This window comes from Salinarimonas soli (assembly GCF_008386575.1).
Taxonomy (GTDB): Bacteria; Pseudomonadota; Alphaproteobacteria; order Rhizobiales; family Beijerinckiaceae; genus Salinarimonas_A; species Salinarimonas_A soli.
In genome coordinates, this window is record NZ_VUOA01000007.1 from 119,330 (window position 1) to 139,181 (window position 19,852).

A 19,852-nucleotide genomic window follows, 5' to 3' on the forward strand; every position below is an offset into this window, starting at 1 on the left:
TGGACCCCATATGCAATTCATGGGGCCGATCCGTTGCAGTTTATCGGTGGAATTGGCCGGTTTGGGTACCTGCACAGGTGGCCGGGGGCTACGCCATGCCCAGCGCCTGGAGGTAGAGCTCGAGGATCGCCTCCTCCTCCTGGCGCTCCGCGTGGTCGCGCTTGCGCAAGGCCACGATCTTGCGCAGGACCTTGGTGTCGAAGCCGTTGCCCTTGGCCTCGGCATAGACGTCCTTGATGTCGCCGGAGATGCCGGCCTTCTCCTCCTCGAGGCGCTCGATGCGCTCGATGAAGGCCTTGAGCTGGTCGGCTGCGACCGAATCGGTCGGGACCGCATCGCTATGATGATCCATTCCTTGCCCCTGTGGTCCGATGCCGTCTCGGGATCGAGCCGGCTCTTTAAGGCCAGGAGCTAGGGTTCACAAGGTTAGCGCCGGGTTAACGGGGCGGAGCCGGACGCCGGCCGGCTCGCCTCAGTGCCCGGCCCGCGCCTTCTCGAACGCGCCCTTCTGCTCGGGCGTCGCCTCGGCCTGGTGCCGGGCCTTCCACTCGTCGTAGGGCATGCCGTAGACGAGCTCGCGGCTCTCGTCCTTCGTCATCGCGACCCCGCGCTCGTCCGCCGCGTCCTTGAGCCAATTGCCGAGGCAGTTCCGGCAGAAACCGGCAAGGTTCATCATGTCGATGTTGGGCACGTCGGCGCGGCCGCGCAGGTGCTCGACGAGCCGGCGGAACGCCGCCGCTTCGAGTTCGGTGCGCAGGGCCGGGTCGAGATCGGGCATGGCTGGGCTCCTCGTGGTCCCGTTCTTGTGGGCACCCGGCCGCCCGCGTTCAAGGGGCAGCCCGGCGGCCGGGGCGATCACGCAATTTCGACCGCGGCTTGACTTGCCTTCGCGGTCGCCCAGTTCCACCCTCGCGATGCAGCGCTCGATGGGGCCACAGCGACGCCCGCCCCCGTCGGACAAGCGGGAAACCCGCGTCGAGGCGCCGCGCAGGGGTGGGGGCACCCAACGAGGCTACGCCATGCTCGTTCGCACGCTGCTGACCCGTCCGCGCTCGCTCACGGCCGCCGTCCCGACGGCCGGCCTGATCACCGCCGGGGCGGCCCTCGCGCAGACCGGATCCAGGCTCCTCGCCGTTCCCTCCGTCTCGACCCAGGACGACGATGCGGTGTCGCACGCCTTCGACATGGGCGACTGGACGCCCGACCGGCAGGAGAAGGGGCAGGGCGTGGTCCGGGTCGACGGGCGCGACGACGCCCCCCGGTCCGTGGGCCCACGGGGCGACGAGCTGTCCTTCGCCACCGAGCCCGGGGGCGGCCAGAACCGCGCCTTCACCGGCCGCGTCGGGGGCAACCTCATCGGGGGCGGCGCCTGGAGCGCCCGGCGCGCCTCTTGACCGTTTCGGGCGGCAGGCCCCGAGGACCCGCCGCACCCACGCATCCCGTCCCGCCCCCGCGTGCCCGTCCGGGCCCCAAGTCATCGCCGGAGAACTCTATGTCGGATCCATCCGGGGCCGCGCCCCGCCCCACCCTGTCCGTGGTCGACGGGGTCCTGATCACCGTCGGCATCGTGATCGGGATCGGCATCTTCAAGACGCCCTCCCTCGTCGCCTCGGGGGTCACGAGCGAGTGGGCCTTCATCGGCGTGTGGCTCCTCGGCGGCATCGTCACCCTTGTGGGCGCGCTGTGCTATGCCGAGCTCGCGGCCGCCCACCCGCATGCGGGCGGCGAGTACCACTTCCTCTCGCGTGCCTTTGGCCGCTCCCTCGCCGTCCTCTTCGGCTGGGCACGGGGCACGGTGATCCAGACGGGCGCGATCGCGGCGGTGGCCTTCGTGTACGGCGACTACGCCCAGGTCCTGCTGCCCCTCGGGCCCTTCGGGGGCGCGCTTCACGCGGGGCTCGCCATCGCGGTCTTCACGGCGCTGAACTACGTGGGCAGCCTGGAGAGCAAGCGGGCCCAGATCATCCTCGAAACCCTCACGCTCGCCACCCTTGCGATCGTGGTGCTCGTGGGCGTCCTCTCGGGCGCCAAGGCGCCCCCGCCCGCCGCCCCGTCGGCCGGATCGGGGGCGATCGGGATGGCGATGATCTTCGTGCTCCTCACCTACGGGGGCTGGAACGAGGCCGCCTATCTCTCGGCCGAGATGAAGGACCCGCAGCGCAACATGGTCCGCGTCCTCGTGCTCGCGACCCTCGCGGTCACGGCGATCTACGTGGCGGTGAACCTCGCCTTCCTCTCGGTCTTCGGCCTGGAGGGCCTGCGCGCCTCGCAGGCCGTGGGGGCCGACATGATGCGGCTTGCCGCGGGCGACACGGGCGCGATCCTTCTCAGCCTGTGCGTCGTCGCAGCCGCGCTCTCCACCCTCAACGCCACGATCTTCACGGGTGCGCGGGTCTACTACGCCATGGGCAAGGACCTGCCCCTCCTGCCGCGCCTCGGCCTGTGGGATCCGCGCGGCCACAACCCGGCCAACGCCATCCTGCTCCAGGGGGTGATCGCCCTCGCGCTCGTGGCGTTCGGCGCCGCGACCCGGGGCGGCTTCCAGGCGATGGTCGACTACACGGCGCCCGTCTTCTGGTTCTTCCTGCTCATGGTGGGCGCCGCGGTCGTCGTGCTGCGCCGCCGCGAGCCCGACCGGGCGCTCCCCTTCCGGGTGCCACTCTATCCCCTCACGCCGGCCCTGTTCTGCCTCACCTGCCTCTACATGCTCTATTCGAGCGTCGCCTATACGGGCACGGGGGCCCTGGTCGGCATCGCCGTGGTGCTGGCCGGCCTGCCGCTCCTCCTGATGAACAGGGTGCCCCGGGAGGTGCCGGCCGAGTAGGCGCCCCCGCACGGGCCGAGCCGGTTCGTTGACTTGGCCTTGTCCCGACCTTACGACTCGACGGATCGGTTCGGCCACCGGCCGGCCCGTCACGGCGAGCGGTCGGGGGGTTCGATGGGGCTTCGGATCACGGGCAGGAACATGGACATCGGCGAGGCGCTGCGCGGGCGCATCGACGAGCGGATCCGGGCGGGGCTCGCTAAGTTTCTCGACGGGCACTGCGAGGGCCACGTCACCGTGGCGCCCGACGGCGCCGCCTACCAGATCGACTGCGTGCTGCACCTGCGCTCGGGCATCACCGTGGAGGGCACGGGGGCGGCGCACGACCCCTACATGGCCCTCGATCAGGCGGCCCTGCGCATCGAGAAGCGGCTGCGCCGCCACCGCGAGCGCCTGCGCGACCGTGCCGCCAGAACAGGCAGCGGCTCCGCCCGGGAGACGCCGATCGAGGCACCCTACGCCATCATCGAGTCACCCGACGACGACAGCGTGGAGGCGGGCTTCAGCCCCGTGGTGATCCACGAGAGCACCACGTCCCTGCGCCGCCTGCCGGTGAGCGAGGCGGTGATCGAGCTCGATCTCACGGGTGTCCCGTTCATGATGTTCCAGCACGCTGGCACCGGGCGCCTGAACGTCGTATATCGCCGTCGCGACGGCGCGATCGGCTGGATCGATCCGCCGGCGCAGATTTGATCTGGTTCATTGCCCCGATCACCGCCTGGCCCGACCCTTGCCTGACGAATCGCGTCGGCCACGCACTTCAATCGTGATGGAGCCCATGCCTCTTTCCGAACTTCTGAGCCCCGAGGGGGTCCTGCCGGCCCTGCGGGTGCAGTCGAAGAAGCAGGCCCTCCAGGAGATCAGCGCCGCCGCCGCGCGCCTCACGGGGCTCGACGAGGGCGAGATCTTCGGCACTCTGCTCCAGCGCGAGCGCTTAGGGTCCACGGGGATCGGCGAGGGCATCGCGATCCCGCACGGCAAGCTGTCCACCATCAACCGGCTCGTGGGCCTCGTGGCCCGGCTCGAGCGGCCCATCGACTTCGAGGCGATCGACGGGCAGCCGGTGGACCTCCTGTTCCTGCTCCTGGCGCCCGAAGGCGCGGGGGCCGACCACCTCAAGGCGCTCGCCCGGGTGGCGCGGGCGCTGCGCGAGCCCGGCCTCGTGGAGCGCGCCCGCGCGGCGCGCGACGGCGCGGCGCTCTATGCCGTGCTCACCCATTCCTCGGCGCCGCGGGCGGCCTGAGCGCGGCTGCCGGCGCCAGGCTCACGCCACCCACAGCCGCTCGGGATCGTGCAGGCCGAAGCGTCCCGGGGCCGCCCCGACGGCGGCGAGGCCGCGCATCACGGCGTCCTCCGAGGTCATGAGGAAGCTCGGGATCGCCCGGGCGAAGGCCCCGACGGGCTCCTTGTCGGTGAAGGCCTCGCGGAAGCGGTCGCCGTCGATCATCGGCGCGAGCGAGCTGATCACCCCTCCGCGCAGGTAGACGCCCCCCGTGGCGCCGAGCGCGATCCCCATGTCGCCGGCGAACCGCGCCAGGAGATCGAGGAAGGCCCGCACGGCGTTCATGCAATGCGGGCAGGCCCGGGAGCGCGCCTTCTCGGCGATCTCGGCGGGTTCCGTCTCGGGCACCTCCCGCCCCTCCGACGCCGCGAGCGCCCGGTGCAGGCGCAGGAGACCCGGCCCCGAGAGCAGCACCTCCGGCGTGATCCGCCCGGCCACGCGCTCGATATGGGGCCAGAAGGTCTCCTCGGCGGGGTTGGCCGGCCCGAACGAGACGTGGCCCGCCTCCCCGGGCACCGCGATCGTCGAGCCTCCCGCCTCGACGAGGGCCGCGACCCCCAGCCCCGTGCCGGGACCGAGGATGACCCGGGCGCCGCGCCCGACCGGCACCGGCGCGCCGATGGGCGTCACGTCCTCCCCGCGCAGGACCGCGAGGCTCAAGGCCGCTGCCTCGAAATCGTTGAGAAGCAGGCCCCCGCCGAGGGCGAAGCGGCGCGCGAGGGCCGGTCCGTCGAAGGTCCAGCCCGCATTGGTGAGTCGCGCCGTCCGCCCCATGATGAAGGCCGCCACGCACAGGACCATCCCGGCGGGACGGACGGGCGAGCGGGCGATCGCCTCCGAGAGCGCCTCCTCGACCGACGCGTGGTCGGCCGTGCGGGTGTGGAGGACGGGGATCGGCGCGGCGCCGGGCTCGGGCACCAGGGCGAAGCGCGCGTTCGTGCCGCCGATGTCGCCGACGAGGAGGGGGTGAGGGATAGGGGTCATGGCGGGACGACAACGCTCGAAACCGCCCGGACGGCGCAGCCGGGCTTTACCTAGTGGTGACCTCGATCCGCCGCGCCGTCGAGGCCTAATCGCCGGCCGGCTTGGAAAGCGCGGCCAAACCCCGTAAACACCGCGCCATCCCGCCCGAAGGCGCCTCGCGCCGCAAATCCCGGTCCGCCCCATGCGTCACGATCTGTTCCCCCTCGGCCCCGACGCGACCCCCTATCGCAAGCTCAGCGCCGAGGGCGTGCGCGTCGAGCGGCTCGGCGACCGCGAGATCCTCAGCGTCGACCGCGAGGCGATCCGGACCCTCGCCGAGCAGGCCTTCATGGACATCAACCACCTGCTTCGGCCGGGCCACCTGAAGCAGCTCGCCGCGATCCTCGACGATCCCGAGGCCACCGCGAACGACCGCTTCGTGGCCTACGACCTGCTCAAGAACGCCAACATCGCGGCCGGCGGCATCCTGCCCATGTGCCAAGATACCGGCACCGCCATCGTCATGGGCAAGAAGGGGCGGCTCGTCTGGACCGACGGCTCCGACGAGGACGCCATCGCGGAGGGGATCCTCGGGGCCTACGAGAAGCGCAACCTGCGCTATTCGCAGCTTGCCCCCATCTCGATGTTCGAGGAGCGCAACACCAAGACGAACCTGCCCGCCCAGATCGAGCTCTATGCGGAGGGCGAGGACGCCTACAAGTTCCTGTTCGTCGCCAAGGGCGGCGGCTCGGCCAACAAGACCTTCCTGTTCCAGGCCACGCCCTCTCTCCTCACCAAGGACCGCATGGCCGCTTTCTTGCGCGAGAAGATCCTTACGCTCGGCACCTCCGCCTGCCCGCCCTATCACCTCGCCGTCGTGATCGGCGGCACCTCGGCCGAGCAGACCTTGAAGACCGTGAAGCTCGCCTCGACCCGCTATCTCGACACCCTGCCGACGCAAGGCTCCGAGGCCGGCCACGCCTTCCGCGACCTGGAGATGGAGGCGGAGATCCATCGCATGACCCAGGCCCTCGGCATCGGGGCGCAGTTCGGCGGCAAGTATTTCTGCCATGACGTGCGCGTCATCCGCCTGCCGCGCCACGGCGCCTCCCTGCCCATCGGCCTCGGCGTCTCCTGCTCGGCCGACCGCCAGGCGCTGGCCAAGATCACCCGCGACGGGATCTACCTGGAGCAGCTCGAGACCAACCCCGCCCAGTACCTCCCCGAGGTCGACGAGGCGCAGCTCGGCGGCGACGTGGTGAACATCGACCTCACCCGCCCCATGCCCGAGATCCTGGGCGAGCTCACCCGGCATCCGATCCGCACCCGGCTCTCCCTCACCGGCCCCGTGATCGTGGCCCGCGACCTCGCGCATGCCAAGATCCGCGAGCGGCTGGAGCGGGGCGAGCCGATGCCGGACTATTTCCGCAACCATCCGATCTATTACGCCGGCCCCGCCAAGACCCCCGAGGGCTTCGCCTCGGGCTCCTTCGGCCCCACCACGGCAGGCCGCATGGACTCGTATGTCGACTCCTTCCAGGCGGCCGGCGGCTCCATGATCTCGCTTGCCAAGGGCAACCGCTCCGACACGGTGCGCCAGGCCTGCCAGAAGCACGGCGGCTTCTATTTGGGCTCGGTCGGCGGCCCCGCGGCGCGCCTTGCCCAGGACTGCATCCGCAAGGTCGAGGTGGTGGAGTACCCGGAGCTCGGCATGGAGGCGATCTGGCGCATCGAGGTGGAGAACTTCCCCGCCTTCATCGTCACCGACGACAAGGGCAACGACTTCTTCCGGGAGCTGAACCTCGGATAGGCCGGCGTGACCGGGATGCCCTAACGTGAGTTAAGGATTCCATCAGCCGCGCCTGCTAGTCCGGGGCGAGGAGCGCCCCGCGGGCGCGGGGTGACGACCCTTCGGCTCCGTCGCGAACGGGGCATTGCCGCATCCGTGCGCTATGGTGTCCATCGATTCGATGCGGCAGGGCCCATGACGCGCGTGCGCAGACACTCGATCCGCCACCATCTGCTGGTTCTCGTCGTCGCCGTCCTGGCGCCGGTCCTGCTCCTCGCCGGGGGCCTCACCGCCTGGCTCGTGAGGGCCGAGCGGGAGGCCTACGAGCAGTCCGTCGCCGAAGCGGCCCGGGATCTCGGCGCCACCGTAGAACGCGAGGTCGCGGCCATCGAGATGGCCCTGCGGGTGCTCGCCACCTCGCCGACGCTCCAGGCGGGCGACGTCGGGGCGTTCTTCGCCCAGGCCGCCGGGGTCGCGCGGCAGGAGGGCGTGATCCTGACGCTGCGCGATCCGGCGAGCCGCCAGCTCGCCAACACCGCCGTGCCCTGGGGCGACCGTCTGCCCGAGCGCACGAGCCTTGCCGAGGTGGATGCCGAAGCCGGCCGGCGCCGCGCCGCCGTGGTCTCCCCGCTCTACCGGGGCGTGGCCACGGACGAGCCCTATTTCGCCGTGGTGCTCCCCGTGATCCGCGACGGGGAGATCCGCTATTTCCTGAGCGCCGCGGCCGGGGTGAGGCGCCTGGGCGGCCTCCTCACCGGCGAGCATCCGCGCGAGGGCTGGTCGGCCCGGCTCGTCGACGGCAAAGGGGTGACGCTTGCCACCGCGCCCTGGCGCAACGCGGCCGTGGGCCAGGCGCTGCCGGCCGACCTTCTGGCGGCGGCCCGCACGGGGGGCCAGGGCCTCTGGCGCTGCCGGGATGCCGCGGGCGAGCGGACCATCGTCGGCTTCAGCCCCGCCGGCCGCACCGGCTGGCTCGTCGCGACGAGCGTGCCCGCGAGCCTCGCCCGGGCGGGGCTCCTGCGGGCGCTCGCGGTGCTCGGCGCGGCCTCGGCCGTCCTCATCGGCGTGGCGCTCCTTGCCGCCTTCGCCCTCTCGGGCCGCCTGTCCCGCTCGGTGGAGCGCCTCTCGCAAGGAGCGGGCGCGATCCTTCGGGGGGATCCGGCGCCGCGCGTGAGCGGCGATGTCGCGGAGGTCGGGCAGGTGGAGGCGGCGCTGCATCAGGCCGGAGCGGAGCTGCGGGAGCGCGAGGCCATGTTCCGCACCATGGCCGATAGCGCGCCGGTGGGCGTGTGGGTGGCCGATGCGGAGCGCGGGTCGTCCTACGTCAACCGGGCTTGGTACGATCTCACGGGCATGGCGCCCGGCACGGGCCTGGGCTTCGGCTGGCTCGAGGCCGTGCATCCGGAGGACCGCCCCCGCATCGAGGCGGCGATCGGGGTCCACAATGCGGGCAACATCGCCCGCACCCTCGAATACAGGCTGCGCCGGGCCGACGGAACCTATGCCTACGTGCTCGACTCATCCGCCCCGCGCCTGGGCGAGAACGGCGAGGTGCTGGGGCATGTGGGCTCCGTCGTCGACCTCAGCCGGCGCTACGAAGCCGAGGAGGCCCTGCGCCAGAGCGAGGAGCGCCTCCGCCTCGCGCAGGAGGCCGGCCGCATCTCCAGCTGGGACGTCGACCTCGCCACGGGCGACGCGACCTGGCTCGGCGCCTGGCGCTCGGTGATCGGGGACTGGGGCGACGAGAAGCCGAGCCAGGCGCTCTTCATGCGCATCGTCCACCCGGACGACCGCGAGCAGGTGCGCGCCGCGCTCGACGCGGCGCTATCGAGCCAGGCGTCCTACGACAGCCAGTTCCGCGTGGTGTGGCCCGACGGGGGCGTGCACTGGATCGTTGAGCGGGGCGAGATCGTGCGCGATGCGTCCGGCAAGCCCATCCGGATGCGCGGCATCGCCTTCGACGTCACGGCCCGTATGGAGGCGCAGATCGCCCTCGCCCAGCTCAACGCCGACCTCGAGCGGCGGGTCGAGGAGCGGACGGAGGCCCTGCGCCAGGAGGCGGCGGAGCGCCGCCGGGCGGAGCTCCAGCTCCACCAGGCCCAGAAGATGGAGGCCATCGGCCGCCTCACGGGCGGTCTCGCCCACGACCTCAACAACAAGCTCCAGGTGATCTCGGCCCAGATCGACACCGCGCTGCGCCGACTCAAGAACGAGCCCGCCGTGAGCAAGGGCCTGCTCTCGGCGGCCGTGGCGGCGGACCGGTGCGCCGAACTCATCACGAAGCTCCTCGCCTTCGCCCGCAACGACGAGGCGCAGCCCACCGTGATCGACCTGGAGGAGGCGCTCGTCTCCATCACGGCGCTCCTCGACCGCTCGCTTCTGGGCGATTCCGTGGAGCTCAAGCTCGACGTCGCGTCCGACCTGTGGCCCATCGAGATCGACGCGAGCCATTTCGAGGCGGCCCTCGTCAACCTCGTGGTCAATGCCCGGGACGCCATGCCCGACGGCGGCACCATCGTGATCGGGGCCCGCAACGTGAAGGCGGGCGAGGCCCGCCTCGTCGACCCGCGCCTTGCCGGGGATTGCGTGGAGATCCGGGCGATCGACACGGGCGTCGGCATCGCGCCCGAGCACATCGACAAGGTGATCGAGCCCTTCTTCACCACGAAGCCCGCCGGCAAGGGCACGGGGCTCGGGCTGTCCCAGGTCTACGGCCTCGTGACGGGCGCGGGCGGCGTGCTCCTGTTCGACAGCGCCCCGGGCGAGGGCACCACCGTGTCGCTCTACATCCCCCGCGCCAGGGTCGAGGCGCGCATCGGCGCGCCGGGCCTCGACGAGCCCATCGAGGACGAGGCGCTGCCCGACCGGCGCGGAACGGTGCTCCTCGTCGACGACGACGTGGACGTGGCCGACGCCGTGAAGGCGGTGCTGGCGCAACGCGGGTACCGGGTCGAGGTCGCGACCGGCGCCGAGGAGGCGCTCGACGCCATCGAGCGCCGGCCCGTGGACCTCGTGCTCTCCGACGTCACCATGCCCGGCGGGCTCTCCGGCGTGGAGCTCGCCCAGGCCGTCCGGGCCCGCCGCCCAGGGATGCCCGTGGTGCTCATCACCGGCAATCCCAGGGCGCTCGGCGACCACGACGGCGAGTTCCCCCTCGTGGTGAAGCCGATCACCGGGCGAAAGCTCGAGGAGGCGATCGAGCGCGAGATCGGCCCCGTCACGGCCAAGAGCGCCGAGGTGGTCCGCCTCCACCCTCGCTCCAAGGGAGCGTGAGCGCGCCCCTCTCCAGATGTTGCGCCGCCGGGCTCCCTCCCCCCTTGCGGGGGAGGATTGGGCTGGGGGGTGACGGCGGTGTCCCGGCCGGAAAAGTCGCCAGCCGATCGGATGCGGCTTCTCCTGCCTGAGCTCCGCGACGGCCGCGGTGCTTATGTCTAGACATTTGACACCCGTCTACGGCCGTGCTGCGATGCCCCTGCCATCAAGAGCCAGGGGAGCGTGGGATGAGAGCGTTGAGAGCGTTGGGTCTGGGCGTCGTCGCCCTGCTGGGCACGGCGGCCGCCGCCGCGGCGCAGGAGACCAAGGTCGGGATCGGCATCTCGGGCTGGACGGGCTTCGCACCCCTGACGCTCGCCAAGGAGGCCGGCATCTTCAAGAAGAACGGCCTCGACGTCACCATGAAGAAGATCCCGCAGGCGAGCCGCCATCTCGCCATCGCGTCGGGCGACATCCAGTGCGCCGCCACCACGGTGGAGACCTGGGTGGCGTGGAACGCCAACGGCGTCTCGACCCGCCAAATCTTCCAGCTCGACAAGTCCTACGGGGCCGACGGCATGGTGGTGCGCAACGACGTCGCCTCGATCAAGGACCTCAAAGGCAAGACCGTGGCGGCCTCGGCGCCGGGCACTGCGCCCTATTTCACCCTCGCCTGGTTCCTGAAGAGGAACGGCCTGTCGGTGAAGGACGTGCGGGTCGTGAACCTGGAGCCCGGCCCCGCCGCCCAGGCCTTCATCGCCGGCCAGAACGACGCCGCCATGACCTACGAGCCCTATCTCTCCTCGGTGCGCGGGGCGCCCCAGGCGGGCAAGATCATCGCCACCACCCTCGACTACCCCATGGTCATGGACACCTTCGGCTGCACGCCGAAGTTCCTGGAGGAGAACCCGAAGGCCGCCAAGGCGCTCGCCGATTCCTATTTCGAGGCGGTCGACATGATCGCTAAGGAGCAGGCTAAGGCCTACGAGATCATGGGCGCCGACGTGAAGCAGACGGGCGAGCAGTTCGGGGCCTCGGCGAAGTTCCTGCGCTGGCAGGACCGGGCGGCCAACAAGGCGTTCTTCGCCGGCGACTGGGAAGCCTTCTCCAACGAGGCCGCCGACCTGCTCCTCGAGATCGGCGTCATCCGCCAGAAGCCCGACATCAAGTCGCTGGCGGACACCCGCTTCATCCAGTGACGACAGCTCTCCTTCCCCCGCCATGCGGGGAGAGGGCTTCAGGCCTCCTTGCCGGGGCCTGAAGCGAGGGCGGTAGCCCGAAGGTGAGGGGGCCTGGACGGTCGAGCGATCGCGTCCAGCCCCCCTCACCCCCGCTCACTTCGTTCGCTCGCGTCGCCGGCCGATCCGCCGGCGCCGCCCTCTCCCCGCCCAGCGGGGAGAGGGGTTTTCCCGCGTGTAGCCATGCCCCGTCCCCTCGAACCCGTCTCGCAAGGCACCCGCCTCCTCCTCGGGACGGCGTTCTTCGTGCTGTTCGTCGCCGCTTGGGCGTGGGCGACCTTCGGCGGCTACGTCTCGCGCACCTTCCTCGCCGATCCCCTCACCATGCTCCAGGACGGCTGGGTGCTGCTCACCCGGTTCGAGTTCCACATCGACATCGCGGTGACGGTCTGGCGGGTGGTGGGTGGCTTCGTGCTCGCGGCGCTGCTCGCGGTGCCGCTCGGCATCGTCATGGGGGCCTACAAGTCCGTGGAGGCCTTCGTCGAGCCCTTCGTGTCGTTCGCACGCTACCTGCCGGCCTCCGCCTTCGTGCCGCTTCTCATCCTGTGGGCCGGCATCGGCGAGACGCAAAAGCTCCTGGTGATCTTCATCGGCTCGTTCTTCCAGCTCGTCCTCATGATCGCGGTGGCGGTGGGCCAGACCCGGCGCGACCTCGTGGAGGCGGCCTACACGCTGGGGGCCTCCGACATGAGCGTGGTGCGCCGGGTGCTCGTGCCCGCCAACGCGCCCGAGATCGCCGAGATCCTGCGCCTCGTGCTCGGCTGGGCCTGGACCTACGTGATCGTGGCGGAGTTCATCGGCTCCTCGTCGGGAATTGGGCACATGATCATCGAGAGCCAGGCGCTGCTCGCCACGGGCCAGATCATCTTCGGCATCATCGTCATCGGCCTCATCGGCCTGATCTCCGACTTCGCCTTCAAGGCGCTGAACCGGACGCTGTTCCCATGGAGGCTCGCGTGAGCGACGGGACGGCCACCGCCTCTCCCCGCGGGCGGGGAGNNGGGAGAGGGCTCCGGCTGCGGGCCGGCAGCCGGAGCAAGCGGCGGAGCCGCGAGGGTGAAGGGAACTCTCAGGATGGAGCGCACGCGTCCAAGCCCCCTCACCTTCGCGCTACCGCGCTCGCTTCAGGCCCGGGCGAGGGGGCCTGAAGCCCTCTCCCCGCATGGCGGGGAGAGGAGGGCGAAGCCATGATCCACAAGCTCCTCATCGACTCCGTCTCCCGGGTCTTTCCCGCCGTGCGCGGGGGCGTGCCGGTCCAGGCGGTGGAGCCGACCACGCTGGGCGTGGCGCAAAACGACTTCATCACCATCCTCGGCCCCTCCGGCTGCGGGAAGTCGACGCTTCTGCGCATCGTGGCGGGGCTCGACAGGCCGAGCGGGGGCCGCGTGCTCCTCGACGGGCGCGAGGTGCGCGGCCCCGGCGCCGACCGGGGCATGGTGTTCCAGTCCTACACGCTGTTTCCCTGGCTCACGGTCTCGCAGAACGTCGCTTACGGCCTGCGCGAGCGGGGCGTGCCGGAAGGCCGGCGCCGGGAGATCGTGGCGGCCTATCTGGAGCGGGTGGGCCTGCGCGACTTCGCGAACCATTTTCCCAAGCAGCTCTCGGGCGGCATGCAGCAGCGCACCGCCATCGCCCGGGCGCTCGCCAACGATCCCCAGATCCTGCTCCTCGACGAGCCCTTCGGCGCCCTCGACAACCAGACTCGCGCCCTGATGCAGGAGCTCCTGCTCGGCATCTGGGAGCGCGAGCGGAAAACAGTGCTCTTCGTCACCCACGACATCGAGGAGGCGATCTTCATGGCCTCCCGCGTGGTGGTGATGTCTGCCCGCCCCGGCCGCATCAAGGCCGACCTCCCCGTGGATCTCCCCCATCCGCGCCACTACACGATGAAGACGAGCCCCGATTTCGTAGCGCTGAAAGCCCGCCTCACGGAGGAGATTCGGGCCGAGGCGATGAAGGTGGCGCAGGCGCATTAGGCGCCGGCCGTCACGCCTCCTCGCCGCGCTCGAAGCGGCTGCGCCCGCCCTCCGGCACCCGCACCACGGTGACCGAGCAGGGCGCCTCGGCCACCACCTGAGACGAGACGCTGCCAAGGTAGCGCCGCACCGCCGACGAGGCGCGGGCCCCCATGACGATGTGGTCGACATGGTTCTCGCGGGCATAGTCGACGAGGGCCGTCGCAGGGTCGGGCGCCTCCAGCACCTGGTGGGTGATGCGGGCCGAGAGGGGCTTGAGGGGATGGGCCCAGGCCTTGAGCTCCACGAGGCGCTGGAGGTGGAGGTTGCGCCCCTGCGCGTCCTCCATGAGGTCCACGGCGACCCGCGAGGTCTTGAGGACGTGCAGGCAGGCGAGCCGCGAGCCCGGCGCGATCTCCAGGATCCGCCGCACCGCGAGCCGGATCGTCTCGGCGAGGCGCTCCGACCCCGGCGCGAGGTCCACGGCGACGGCGACGAAGGGCGCCTGCTCCAGGGCGTCGGCCACCGGGCGGGTGCCGGCCGGGCGCGGCTCGGCCCCGATGGCCTTCGCCCAGCGCCGGAGCGTGGCGCCCAGCGGCGCGCGGTTCATGCGCCCCGCCCGCTCGGTGAGGACCACCGCCTCGGGATGGCCGAGGTCGAAGGCGAGTTGCGCGGCGCTGGCATGGCGCCGCTCGGGCTCGACCTCGAGGCAGCGCAGGACGATCTCCTGGAGCCAGGGCGGGCAGTCGGGGCGCAGCGCCCGGGGCGGTACGGGCTCCTGCCACAGGCGCCGCCGCAGGGCCCGCCGGCCGTGGGGGATGCCGAAGGGGCGCACGCCCGTGAGGAAGTAGTAGAGCATGACGCCGAGCGCGAAGAGGTCGCTGCGGGGCTCGTTGCGGTCGCGCAGCACCTGCTCGGGGGCCATGTAGGGCGCGGTGCCGAAGGGCAGCCGGAACTCCTCGGCCAGGAGGTCGGGCAGAAGGTCGTGCCGCGAGAGCCCGAAATCCACCATCACGGCCTCGCCCGTCTCGCGCAGCATGACGTTGGAGGGCTTCACGTCGAGATGGGCGACGTGCTGGCGGTGGATGTCGTGGAGCGCGGTGGCGACGCGCGCGCCGATCCCCGCCACCTCATCGGGAGCGAGGGGCAGGGCCTCCAGCCGGCTTTTCAGGCTCGTGCCCTGGATGAGCTCCATGACCACGTAAGGATAGCCCTCGAACAGGCCCGCCGCCTCGAAGCGGGGCACGTGCGGGCCCGACAGGCGCGGCAGGATCATCTGCTCGACCTCGAAGCCGACGATCGGCGTCGGGTCGTCGCTGTCGCGGATCAGGGGCGTCTTGAGGGCGAGCGGCGCCGGGTCGCCCGCCCGGGTCACCCGCCAGATCATCGCCATGCCGCCCTCGTGCAGGGCCTCCTCCAGATGGAAGCCGTCGACGTCCATGCCGGCGTGGAAGACGGGGCGCATCGGCTCAGCGTCCCTGCGCGAGGCGCTCGGCGAGACGCCGGGGCAGGCCCGCCGCGACGATCTTGGCGGCCGCGGCCTCGACGTCGTAGGCGACGCGATGAACGGTCAAGGTGCCCCGCTCGGTGTCGAGGAGCGCGTAGCCCGCGCGCGGATCCCCGTCCCGGGGCTGGCCGACCGCGGGGATCACGGCAAGCCAGCGGCGCGAGGCCATGAGCGGGACGGGCTCGCCCGGCACGGGCACGAACGCCGCCGCCGGGCGGCCCGGGGCCTGATGGTAGAGGCCCGGCACGTGCAGATGCCCGCAGAGCGTCACCCGCGCCGCGGTGCGGGCAAGGCTGCGCTCGGCCTCGACGCAGCACGTGACGTAGCCCCAATCGGAGGGCGCCCACCCATTGGCATGGACGAGGAGCGTGCCGGCCTCCTCGGCGGCGTAGGGGAGAGCGGCGAGGAAGCCGCGCTGCCCGTCGTCGAGGCGCGCCCGCGTCCAGGCGATGGCGGCGCGCGCCATCCCGTTCATCGAGACCTCGCCGCCCGCGGCCGCCTCGTCATGGTTGCCCCGCAGCGCTACCGCGCCCCGCGCCACGTGATCGCGCACGACGTCGAGCACCGGGCCGGGATCGGCGCCGTAGCCGACGTAGTCGCCCAGATGCGCGAAGCGCTCCGCCCCTGCCCGCCCGGCATGATCGAGGCAGGCGTCGAGCGCTTCGCGATTGGCATGGATGTCGGACAGGACGGCGATGCGCATGCGGCGACTTTAGCCCGCGCGGGGCGGGCACCCAACCCGGCTTTCGTGGGAGCCTGCTCCGCAATCCAGGCCAAAGCTCCGGCGCAAGCTCCCGCCGCCCGGGCCTGCGGGCGGCGGTTCACGGTTCAGGCGGACCCCGCCGGCGGCGCGTCACCGCTCCTTGAAGGCGCGGGCGATCTGGTCGGTGAGCGGCTTCGTGAGATATTGCATCGGCGTGCGCGAGGCGACCTGGATGAACATCTCGGCCTGCATGCCCGCGACCACCTCGGCGCCGGCGAGGCGCTTGAGCTCGGCGGCGGGGATCGACACCCGGACCCGGTAATAGGACTCGCTGGTCTGGCTGTCGCGCACCACGTCGGGCGAGATGTGGGAGAGCTCGCCCTTGAGCTCGGGCGTCGTGCGCTGGTTGAAGGCGGTGACGCGCACGTTCGCCGGCTGGCCCATATGGAGCAGGTCGCGGTCCTTGGGGAGGACCTTGCCCTCCAGCACGAGCTGGTCGGAGGTCGGGACGATGAGCATCAGCGGCTCGGCCGCGTTCACGACGCCGCCCACCGTATGGGTGGCGAGCTGGTGGACGAACCCTGAGACGGGCGCGCGGATCTCGATGCGCCGCAGCTGGTCGTCGGCGGCGATGCGCCGCTCGGTGAGCTCGGCCACGCGGCCGCGGATCTCGCCCAGCTCCTTCTGCGCCTCGGTGCGCACGTCCTGGTCGATCTGCAGGATCTGGAGCTCAAGCTCGGCGATCTTGCCCTCGGTCTGCGCGATGGAGGCGACGAGCTGGCCGCGCTGACCCTCGAGGCTCGCCGCCTCGCGCTCCAGGGCGTTGAGGCGGGCGACCTGGATCAGGCTCTTGCGGTAGAGGTCCCGCACGCCCTCGAGCTCGCGGCCGACGATGTCGAGCTCGCGGTTCTTGGCATCCTCCTGGGAGCGCAGGCCGCGCACCTCGTCCTGGGCCTGCACGATGCGCTTGGAGAGCTGGGCGCGCTGGCCCTCGCGGATCGTGAGGCGCATCTGGAAGAAGTGGCGCTCGGCGCGCAGCAGCTGGTCGACCGCGGGCTCGGCGAGGCGATCATCCAGCTCGGTCGGGACGACCATGTCGCGGGAGCCGTCGCGCTCGGCCACGAGGCGGGCGCGGCGCACGACAAGCTCGTCGAGCTGCTTGACGAGAACCTGGAGGTTAGCGCGGGTGATGGTCTCGTCGAGGCGCAAGAGAACGTCGCCCTCCTGCACCTTCTGCCCCTCGCGCACATAGATGTCGCGCACCACGCCGCCGCTCGGATGCTGGATCTTCTTGCCGTAACCCTCGACGACGAACTGGCCCGGCGCCACGACGGCGCTGGAGAGGTTCGCCGTGAGCAGCCACAGGCCGACCGTGGCGACGAAGACCGCGAGGAGAGCGAGGCCGCGCAGCCAGAGCCAGCGCAGGCCCGCCTCGTAGCCGTCCTCCGCGCGGGACGGCGCGCACAGGGTGCGCAGGTCCCCGGGCAGCGCGCCAAGCGCCGCGACGCCGTGCCGGCCCGCCCAGCGCGCGGCCCGCCCGATCTCGGGCCTGTCCCGCATCAGGTCCGTCGAGACGGTGCGCAGCCAGCGTGCGCCCTGGAGGGCGCGCCGGGCCGGCACCACCGGCAGCCGGGACAGGCTCGTCCTCACGCCCCCGGTGAGGAGGGCGGGCCGGGGCCCCTCTTGGTTCGGGCGGTTTGCGCCGTGCATGGCTGGTTCCTTGATGCTGTCCGGCCGGGCGATCCGCGTGAGCGGTGCCGGGCGGCGTCGTGGCTCGAAGGCGGCTCCCGCCCGGGGCGGGGGCCTGCGTCCCGTTTCGTCGCGCGTCTCGTCTCGGTTCGCGGGCCCTAGCCCACGGCAGCCGCCTTGAGGGTGGGCGCCCCGTTCTGCCGCAGGATCGCCTGGAGGACCTCGTCGCGCCGCCCCATGACCCGGATCTGGCCGTCGGCCATGAGGGCGACCTGGTCCACCCCGGCGAGCGCGGTCGCCCGGTGAGTCACGATGATCGCGATGCCGCCCCAGCCCCGGATGGCCTGGATCGCCCGCACCAGGGCGTCCTCGCCCGCGGTGTCGAGGTTAGAGTTCGGCTCGTCGAGCACCACGAGGAAGGGCTCGCTGTAGAGGGCGCGGGCGAGCGCGACGCGCTGGCGCTGGCCGCCCGACAGGGCGATCCCGGCGGCCCCGACCGGCGTCTCGTAGCCTCCGGGAAGCGCGAGGATCATCTCGTGGGCGCCCGCGTCCTGCGCGGCCTTGATCACGGCCTCGGGCGTGGCGTCGGGCTCGAAGCGGGCGATGTTCTCCGCGATCGTGCCGTCGAACAGCTCGATGTCCTGCGGCAGGTAGCCGATGTGGCGGCTCAGGGCGTTGGGGTCCCACTGGTCGAGGGAGGCGCCGTCGAGCCGCACGTGGCCGCGGGCGGGCGACCAGACCCCGATCAGCGCCCGCGCGAGGGTCGACTTGCCCGACGCGGAGGGCCCGATGATGCCGAGCCCCTGGCCGGCGTTGAGCTGGAACGAGACGTTCTGCAGGATCACCCGGGGCTGGCCCGGCGCCGCGACCGCAAGCTCCGTGACGGTGAGCCGGTCGCGCGGGCGCGGCAGGGCCAGGCGGTCCTCGGTCGGACCGAGCACCGCGAGCGTCCGGCTGAGGCGCTCGTAGCTCTGCCGCGCGGAGACGAATCCCTTCCAGTGCGCCACGGCCATCTCGACGGGAGCGAGCGCGCGGGCGGTGAGGATCGAGGCCGCGACCATGCCGCCGGGGGACATCTCGTGATTGATCGCGAGGTAGGCGCCGAGCGCCAGCACCGCGGACTGGAGGATGGCGCGGAAGATCTTCGCGGCCGAGCCGACCGTTCCGGCGACGTCCGCGGCGGCGAGCCCGTCGTCCACGTGGCGCTTGTTGGTGACGGCGAAGCGCTGGCCGAAGGTCCGGTTCATGCCCATGGAGCGCAGCACCTCGGCGTTGCGCAGCGTCGCCTCGACGATGGTGTGGCGCGCCGCGCCGCTCGCCGTGGCCGCCTTGGCGGGCTGGCGGCTGCGCACCTCCGTGAGGAGCGCAAGGCCGATGATCACGAGGCCGCCCGCGAGGGTGAGCAGGCCGATGAGGGGATGCAGCAGGAAGCAGAAGGCCACGAAGAGCGGCATCCAGGGCATGTCGATGAGGGCCGTCGGCCCCAGGCCCGAGAGGAAGTTGCGCACCTGGTCGAGGTCGCGCAGCCCTTGCGTCGTCACGCCCGAGCGCACCCCGTAGATCGGGAAGAACGAGAGCGTCTCGTACACCCGCGGGGACAGGTGGGAATCGAAGCTCGCCCCGATCCGCGCGAGCATGCGCATGCGGATCGATTCGAGGGCGCCCTGGAGCAGGTAGGCCGAGACCGCGATGATCGACAGGCCGATCAGCGTCGCCACGCTCTTGCTCGGCAGCACCCGGTCATAGACCTGGAGCATGTACAGCGAGCCCGTGAGGCTGAGGATGTTCGTCACCCCCGAGAAGACCGCGACGCCCACCAGGGCGGGGCGGCAGGCCGCGAGGGCCGATCGCATGGGGGTGTCGAGCGCTGCCTGCTCGGGGGCTGGGGCCGAGGCCATGCATCAGGATCCATGTCTGGAGGAGCGGCTGATCGGGGCCGGCGGGGAGGCTACACACTGCGCCGGCAGGGGAGGAGTGGCGGCGCGACCGGGCGGAATTGTGGCGAGATTTTAACCATAAGCATTGATCCCAAGCGCCCCGCGCCGAACCGGCGGCCCGCAGGGCGCTTGACTTGGCGGAGCGAACGGGACCTTAAGCCCGGCCCGCCTCAATGGGCGACCGGCCGAGCCCTCGACCGGACCGTGTCCCATGATCTGGGGCGAATTGCTCGCCCCGACCGCCCCCGATGCCGCGATGCCCGCCGCGGCCAACGACCGTCGAGATGCCTGGATGACCCAAGAGCGCCGTGTCCTGGTGGCCTCCAACTACAACACGCTCAAGTACCCGTTCTCGGCCCAGGCTTACGAGTTCTGCTCCGTGGTGGCGGCCTGCGAGGGCGCCGACCTCATGGCCCCCGAGGCCACCCCCGCCTTCCGGGCAGGCCCCGCCAGCAACGCCTACCTCGCCCAGGAGATCGTCCGCCGCGGCATCACCCGCCTGCGCGCGGGCCTGGGCCGCCCCGCGGCCCCCATCATGCAGCCCACCCGCCTCACCCGCGACTACGACCTCCTGCTCTGGACCTGCCAGTTCATGCCGGGGCTTGCCGAGGTTGAGCGGCTGGAGGGCTGGCGCGAGCGCTGCCGGACCAAGGTGGCCTTCGTGGTCGAGACCTGGTCGACGCTCATGGCCCGCAACGCCGCCAACCTGCGCC

General features: G+C 71.7%; 17 protein-coding genes. 10 read left to right on the forward strand and 7 right to left on the reverse strand.

What is annotated here, in order from left to right; genetic code table 11:
- Positions 1-88: 88 nt before the first annotated feature.
- Positions 89-352, reverse strand: a complete 264-nt coding sequence (locus tag F0L46_RS04055) for a DUF2312 domain-containing protein (protein WP_149815752.1) — start codon at positions 350-352, stop codon at positions 89-91.
- Positions 353-472: 120 nt separating this feature from the next.
- A complete protein-coding gene (locus F0L46_RS04060; protein WP_149815753.1) occupies positions 473-778 on the reverse strand; it encodes a DUF1244 domain-containing protein in 306 nt (101 codons plus the stop codon).
- A gap of 241 nt (positions 779-1,019) precedes the next feature.
- Here F0L46_RS04060 and F0L46_RS04065 point away from each other — a divergent pair, with 241 nt between their 5' ends.
- The 4 genes from F0L46_RS04065 (at position 1,020) to ptsN (ending at position 4,067) form a co-directional block, all read left to right on the forward strand.
- Positions 1,020-1,394 carry a hypothetical protein gene (locus tag F0L46_RS04065; RefSeq protein ID WP_149815754.1) on the forward strand — a complete coding sequence of 125 codons (375 nt, stop codon included), beginning with the start codon at positions 1,020-1,022 and terminating at the stop codon, positions 1,392-1,394.
- Between the two features lie 98 nt (positions 1,395-1,492).
- Positions 1,493-2,824, forward strand: a complete 1,332-nt coding sequence (locus F0L46_RS04070) for an APC family permease (RefSeq protein WP_149815755.1) — start codon at positions 1,493-1,495, stop codon at positions 2,822-2,824.
- Positions 2,825-2,938: 114 nt separating this feature from the next.
- Positions 2,939-3,517 (forward strand): ribosome hibernation-promoting factor, HPF/YfiA family, encoded by a 579-nt coding sequence (gene hpf, locus F0L46_RS04075; RefSeq protein ID WP_149815756.1) that lies wholly within the window; start codon positions 2,939-2,941, stop codon positions 3,515-3,517.
- Between the two features lie 85 nt (positions 3,518-3,602).
- Positions 3,603-4,067 (forward strand): PTS IIA-like nitrogen regulatory protein PtsN, encoded by a 465-nt coding sequence (gene ptsN / locus F0L46_RS04080; RefSeq protein ID WP_149815757.1) that lies wholly within the window; start codon positions 3,603-3,605, stop codon positions 4,065-4,067.
- A gap of 21 nt (positions 4,068-4,088) precedes the next feature.
- Here the strand turns inward: ptsN and F0L46_RS04085 are convergent, their stop codons facing one another.
- Positions 4,089-5,090 (reverse strand): glucokinase, encoded by a 1,002-nt coding sequence (locus F0L46_RS04085; RefSeq protein ID WP_188311841.1) that lies wholly within the window; start codon positions 5,088-5,090, stop codon positions 4,089-4,091.
- Between the two features lie 181 nt (positions 5,091-5,271).
- Between F0L46_RS04085 and F0L46_RS04090 the strand changes: the two genes are divergently transcribed.
- From F0L46_RS04090 to F0L46_RS04110, 5 genes are all read left to right on the forward strand, one after another.
- The gene (locus tag F0L46_RS04090; protein WP_149815759.1) at positions 5,272-6,879 is read left to right on the forward strand and encodes a fumarate hydratase; all 1,608 of its coding nucleotides are present in this window, start codon (positions 5,272-5,274) and stop codon (positions 6,877-6,879) included.
- Between the two features lie 174 nt (positions 6,880-7,053).
- Complete coding sequence (locus F0L46_RS04095; RefSeq protein WP_149815760.1) at positions 7,054-10,131, forward strand: hybrid sensor histidine kinase/response regulator; 3,078 nt, start codon at positions 7,054-7,056, stop codon at positions 10,129-10,131.
- A 227-nt stretch (positions 10,132-10,358) separates the two neighbouring features.
- Positions 10,359-11,309, forward strand: a complete 951-nt coding sequence (locus tag F0L46_RS04100; RefSeq protein ID WP_149815761.1) for an ABC transporter substrate-binding protein — start codon at positions 10,359-10,361, stop codon at positions 11,307-11,309.
- Positions 11,310-11,531: 222 nt separating this feature from the next.
- Entirely contained in the window at positions 11,532-12,308 is a 777-nt protein-coding gene (locus F0L46_RS04105; protein ID WP_149815762.1) for an ABC transporter permease, read from the forward strand.
- Between the two features lie 227 nt (positions 12,309-12,535).
- Positions 12,536-13,324, forward strand: coding sequence for an ABC transporter ATP-binding protein (locus tag F0L46_RS04110; protein WP_438646658.1), 789 nt, complete (start codon positions 12,536-12,538; stop codon positions 13,322-13,324).
- A 10-nt stretch (positions 13,325-13,334) separates the two neighbouring features.
- On the opposite strand, the gene F0L46_RS04115 is transcribed toward F0L46_RS04110, so the two are convergent.
- The 4 genes from F0L46_RS04115 to F0L46_RS04130 form a co-directional block, all read right to left on the reverse strand.
- Positions 13,335-14,768, reverse strand: a complete 1,434-nt coding sequence (locus tag F0L46_RS04115; protein WP_149815763.1) for a serine/threonine protein kinase — start codon at positions 14,766-14,768, stop codon at positions 13,335-13,337.
- A gap of 4 nt (positions 14,769-14,772) precedes the next feature.
- Positions 14,773-15,513, reverse strand: a complete 741-nt coding sequence (locus F0L46_RS04120) for a metallophosphoesterase family protein (protein ID WP_149815764.1) — start codon at positions 15,511-15,513, stop codon at positions 14,773-14,775.
- A 150-nt stretch (positions 15,514-15,663) separates the two neighbouring features.
- Positions 15,664-17,223, reverse strand: coding sequence for an HlyD family type I secretion periplasmic adaptor subunit (locus tag F0L46_RS04125; RefSeq protein ID WP_240539861.1), 1,560 nt, complete (start codon positions 17,221-17,223; stop codon positions 15,664-15,666).
- A 137-nt stretch (positions 17,224-17,360) separates the two neighbouring features.
- Positions 17,361-19,100 (reverse strand): type I secretion system permease/ATPase, encoded by a 1,740-nt coding sequence (locus F0L46_RS04130; protein ID WP_149815765.1) that lies wholly within the window; start codon positions 19,098-19,100, stop codon positions 17,361-17,363.
- A 331-nt stretch (positions 19,101-19,431) separates the two neighbouring features.
- Here F0L46_RS04130 and F0L46_RS04135 point away from each other — a divergent pair.
- Positions 19,432-19,852, forward strand: a 421-nt coding sequence (locus F0L46_RS04135; protein WP_210247597.1) for a hypothetical protein, incomplete at its 3' end; no start/stop codon positions are given.

Bases quoted from the DNA above. Each gene is read 5' to 3' on its own strand.
- F0L46_RS04055 (WP_149815752.1), bottom strand. From the start codon at position 352: ATGGATCATCATAGCGATGCGGTCCCGACCGATTCGGTCGCAGCCGAC.
- F0L46_RS04060 (WP_149815753.1), bottom strand. From the start codon at position 778: ATGCCCGATCTCGACCCGGCCCTGCGCACCGAACTCGAAGCGGCGGCG.
- F0L46_RS04065 (WP_149815754.1), top strand. From the start codon at position 1,020: ATGCTCGTTCGCACGCTGCTGACCCGTCCGCGCTCGCTCACGGCCGCC.
- F0L46_RS04070 (WP_149815755.1), top strand. From the start codon at position 1,493: ATGTCGGATCCATCCGGGGCCGCGCCCCGCCCCACCCTGTCCGTGGTC.
- hpf (WP_149815756.1), top strand. From the start codon at position 2,939: ATGGGGCTTCGGATCACGGGCAGGAACATGGACATCGGCGAGGCGCTG.
- ptsN (WP_149815757.1), top strand. From the start codon at position 3,603: ATGCCTCTTTCCGAACTTCTGAGCCCCGAGGGGGTCCTGCCGGCCCTG.
- F0L46_RS04085 (WP_188311841.1), bottom strand. From the start codon at position 5,090: ATGACCCCTATCCCTCACCCCCTCCTCGTCGGCGACATCGGCGGCACG.
- F0L46_RS04090 (WP_149815759.1), top strand. From the start codon at position 5,272: ATGCGTCACGATCTGTTCCCCCTCGGCCCCGACGCGACCCCCTATCGC.
- F0L46_RS04095 (WP_149815760.1), top strand. From the start codon at position 7,054: ATGACGCGCGTGCGCAGACACTCGATCCGCCACCATCTGCTGGTTCTC.
- F0L46_RS04100 (WP_149815761.1), top strand. From the start codon at position 10,359: ATGAGAGCGTTGAGAGCGTTGGGTCTGGGCGTCGTCGCCCTGCTGGGC.
- F0L46_RS04105 (WP_149815762.1), top strand. From the start codon at position 11,532: ATGCCCCGTCCCCTCGAACCCGTCTCGCAAGGCACCCGCCTCCTCCTC.
- F0L46_RS04110 (WP_438646658.1), top strand. From the start codon at position 12,536: ATGATCCACAAGCTCCTCATCGACTCCGTCTCCCGGGTCTTTCCCGCC.
- F0L46_RS04115 (WP_149815763.1), bottom strand. From the start codon at position 14,768: ATGCGCCCCGTCTTCCACGCCGGCATGGACGTCGACGGCTTCCATCTG.
- F0L46_RS04120 (WP_149815764.1), bottom strand. From the start codon at position 15,513: ATGCGCATCGCCGTCCTGTCCGACATCCATGCCAATCGCGAAGCGCTC.
- F0L46_RS04125 (WP_240539861.1), bottom strand. From the start codon at position 17,223: ATGCACGGCGCAAACCGCCCGAACCAAGAGGGGCCCCGGCCCGCCCTC.
- F0L46_RS04130 (WP_149815765.1), bottom strand. From the start codon at position 19,100: ATGGCCTCGGCCCCAGCCCCCGAGCAGGCAGCGCTCGACACCCCCATG.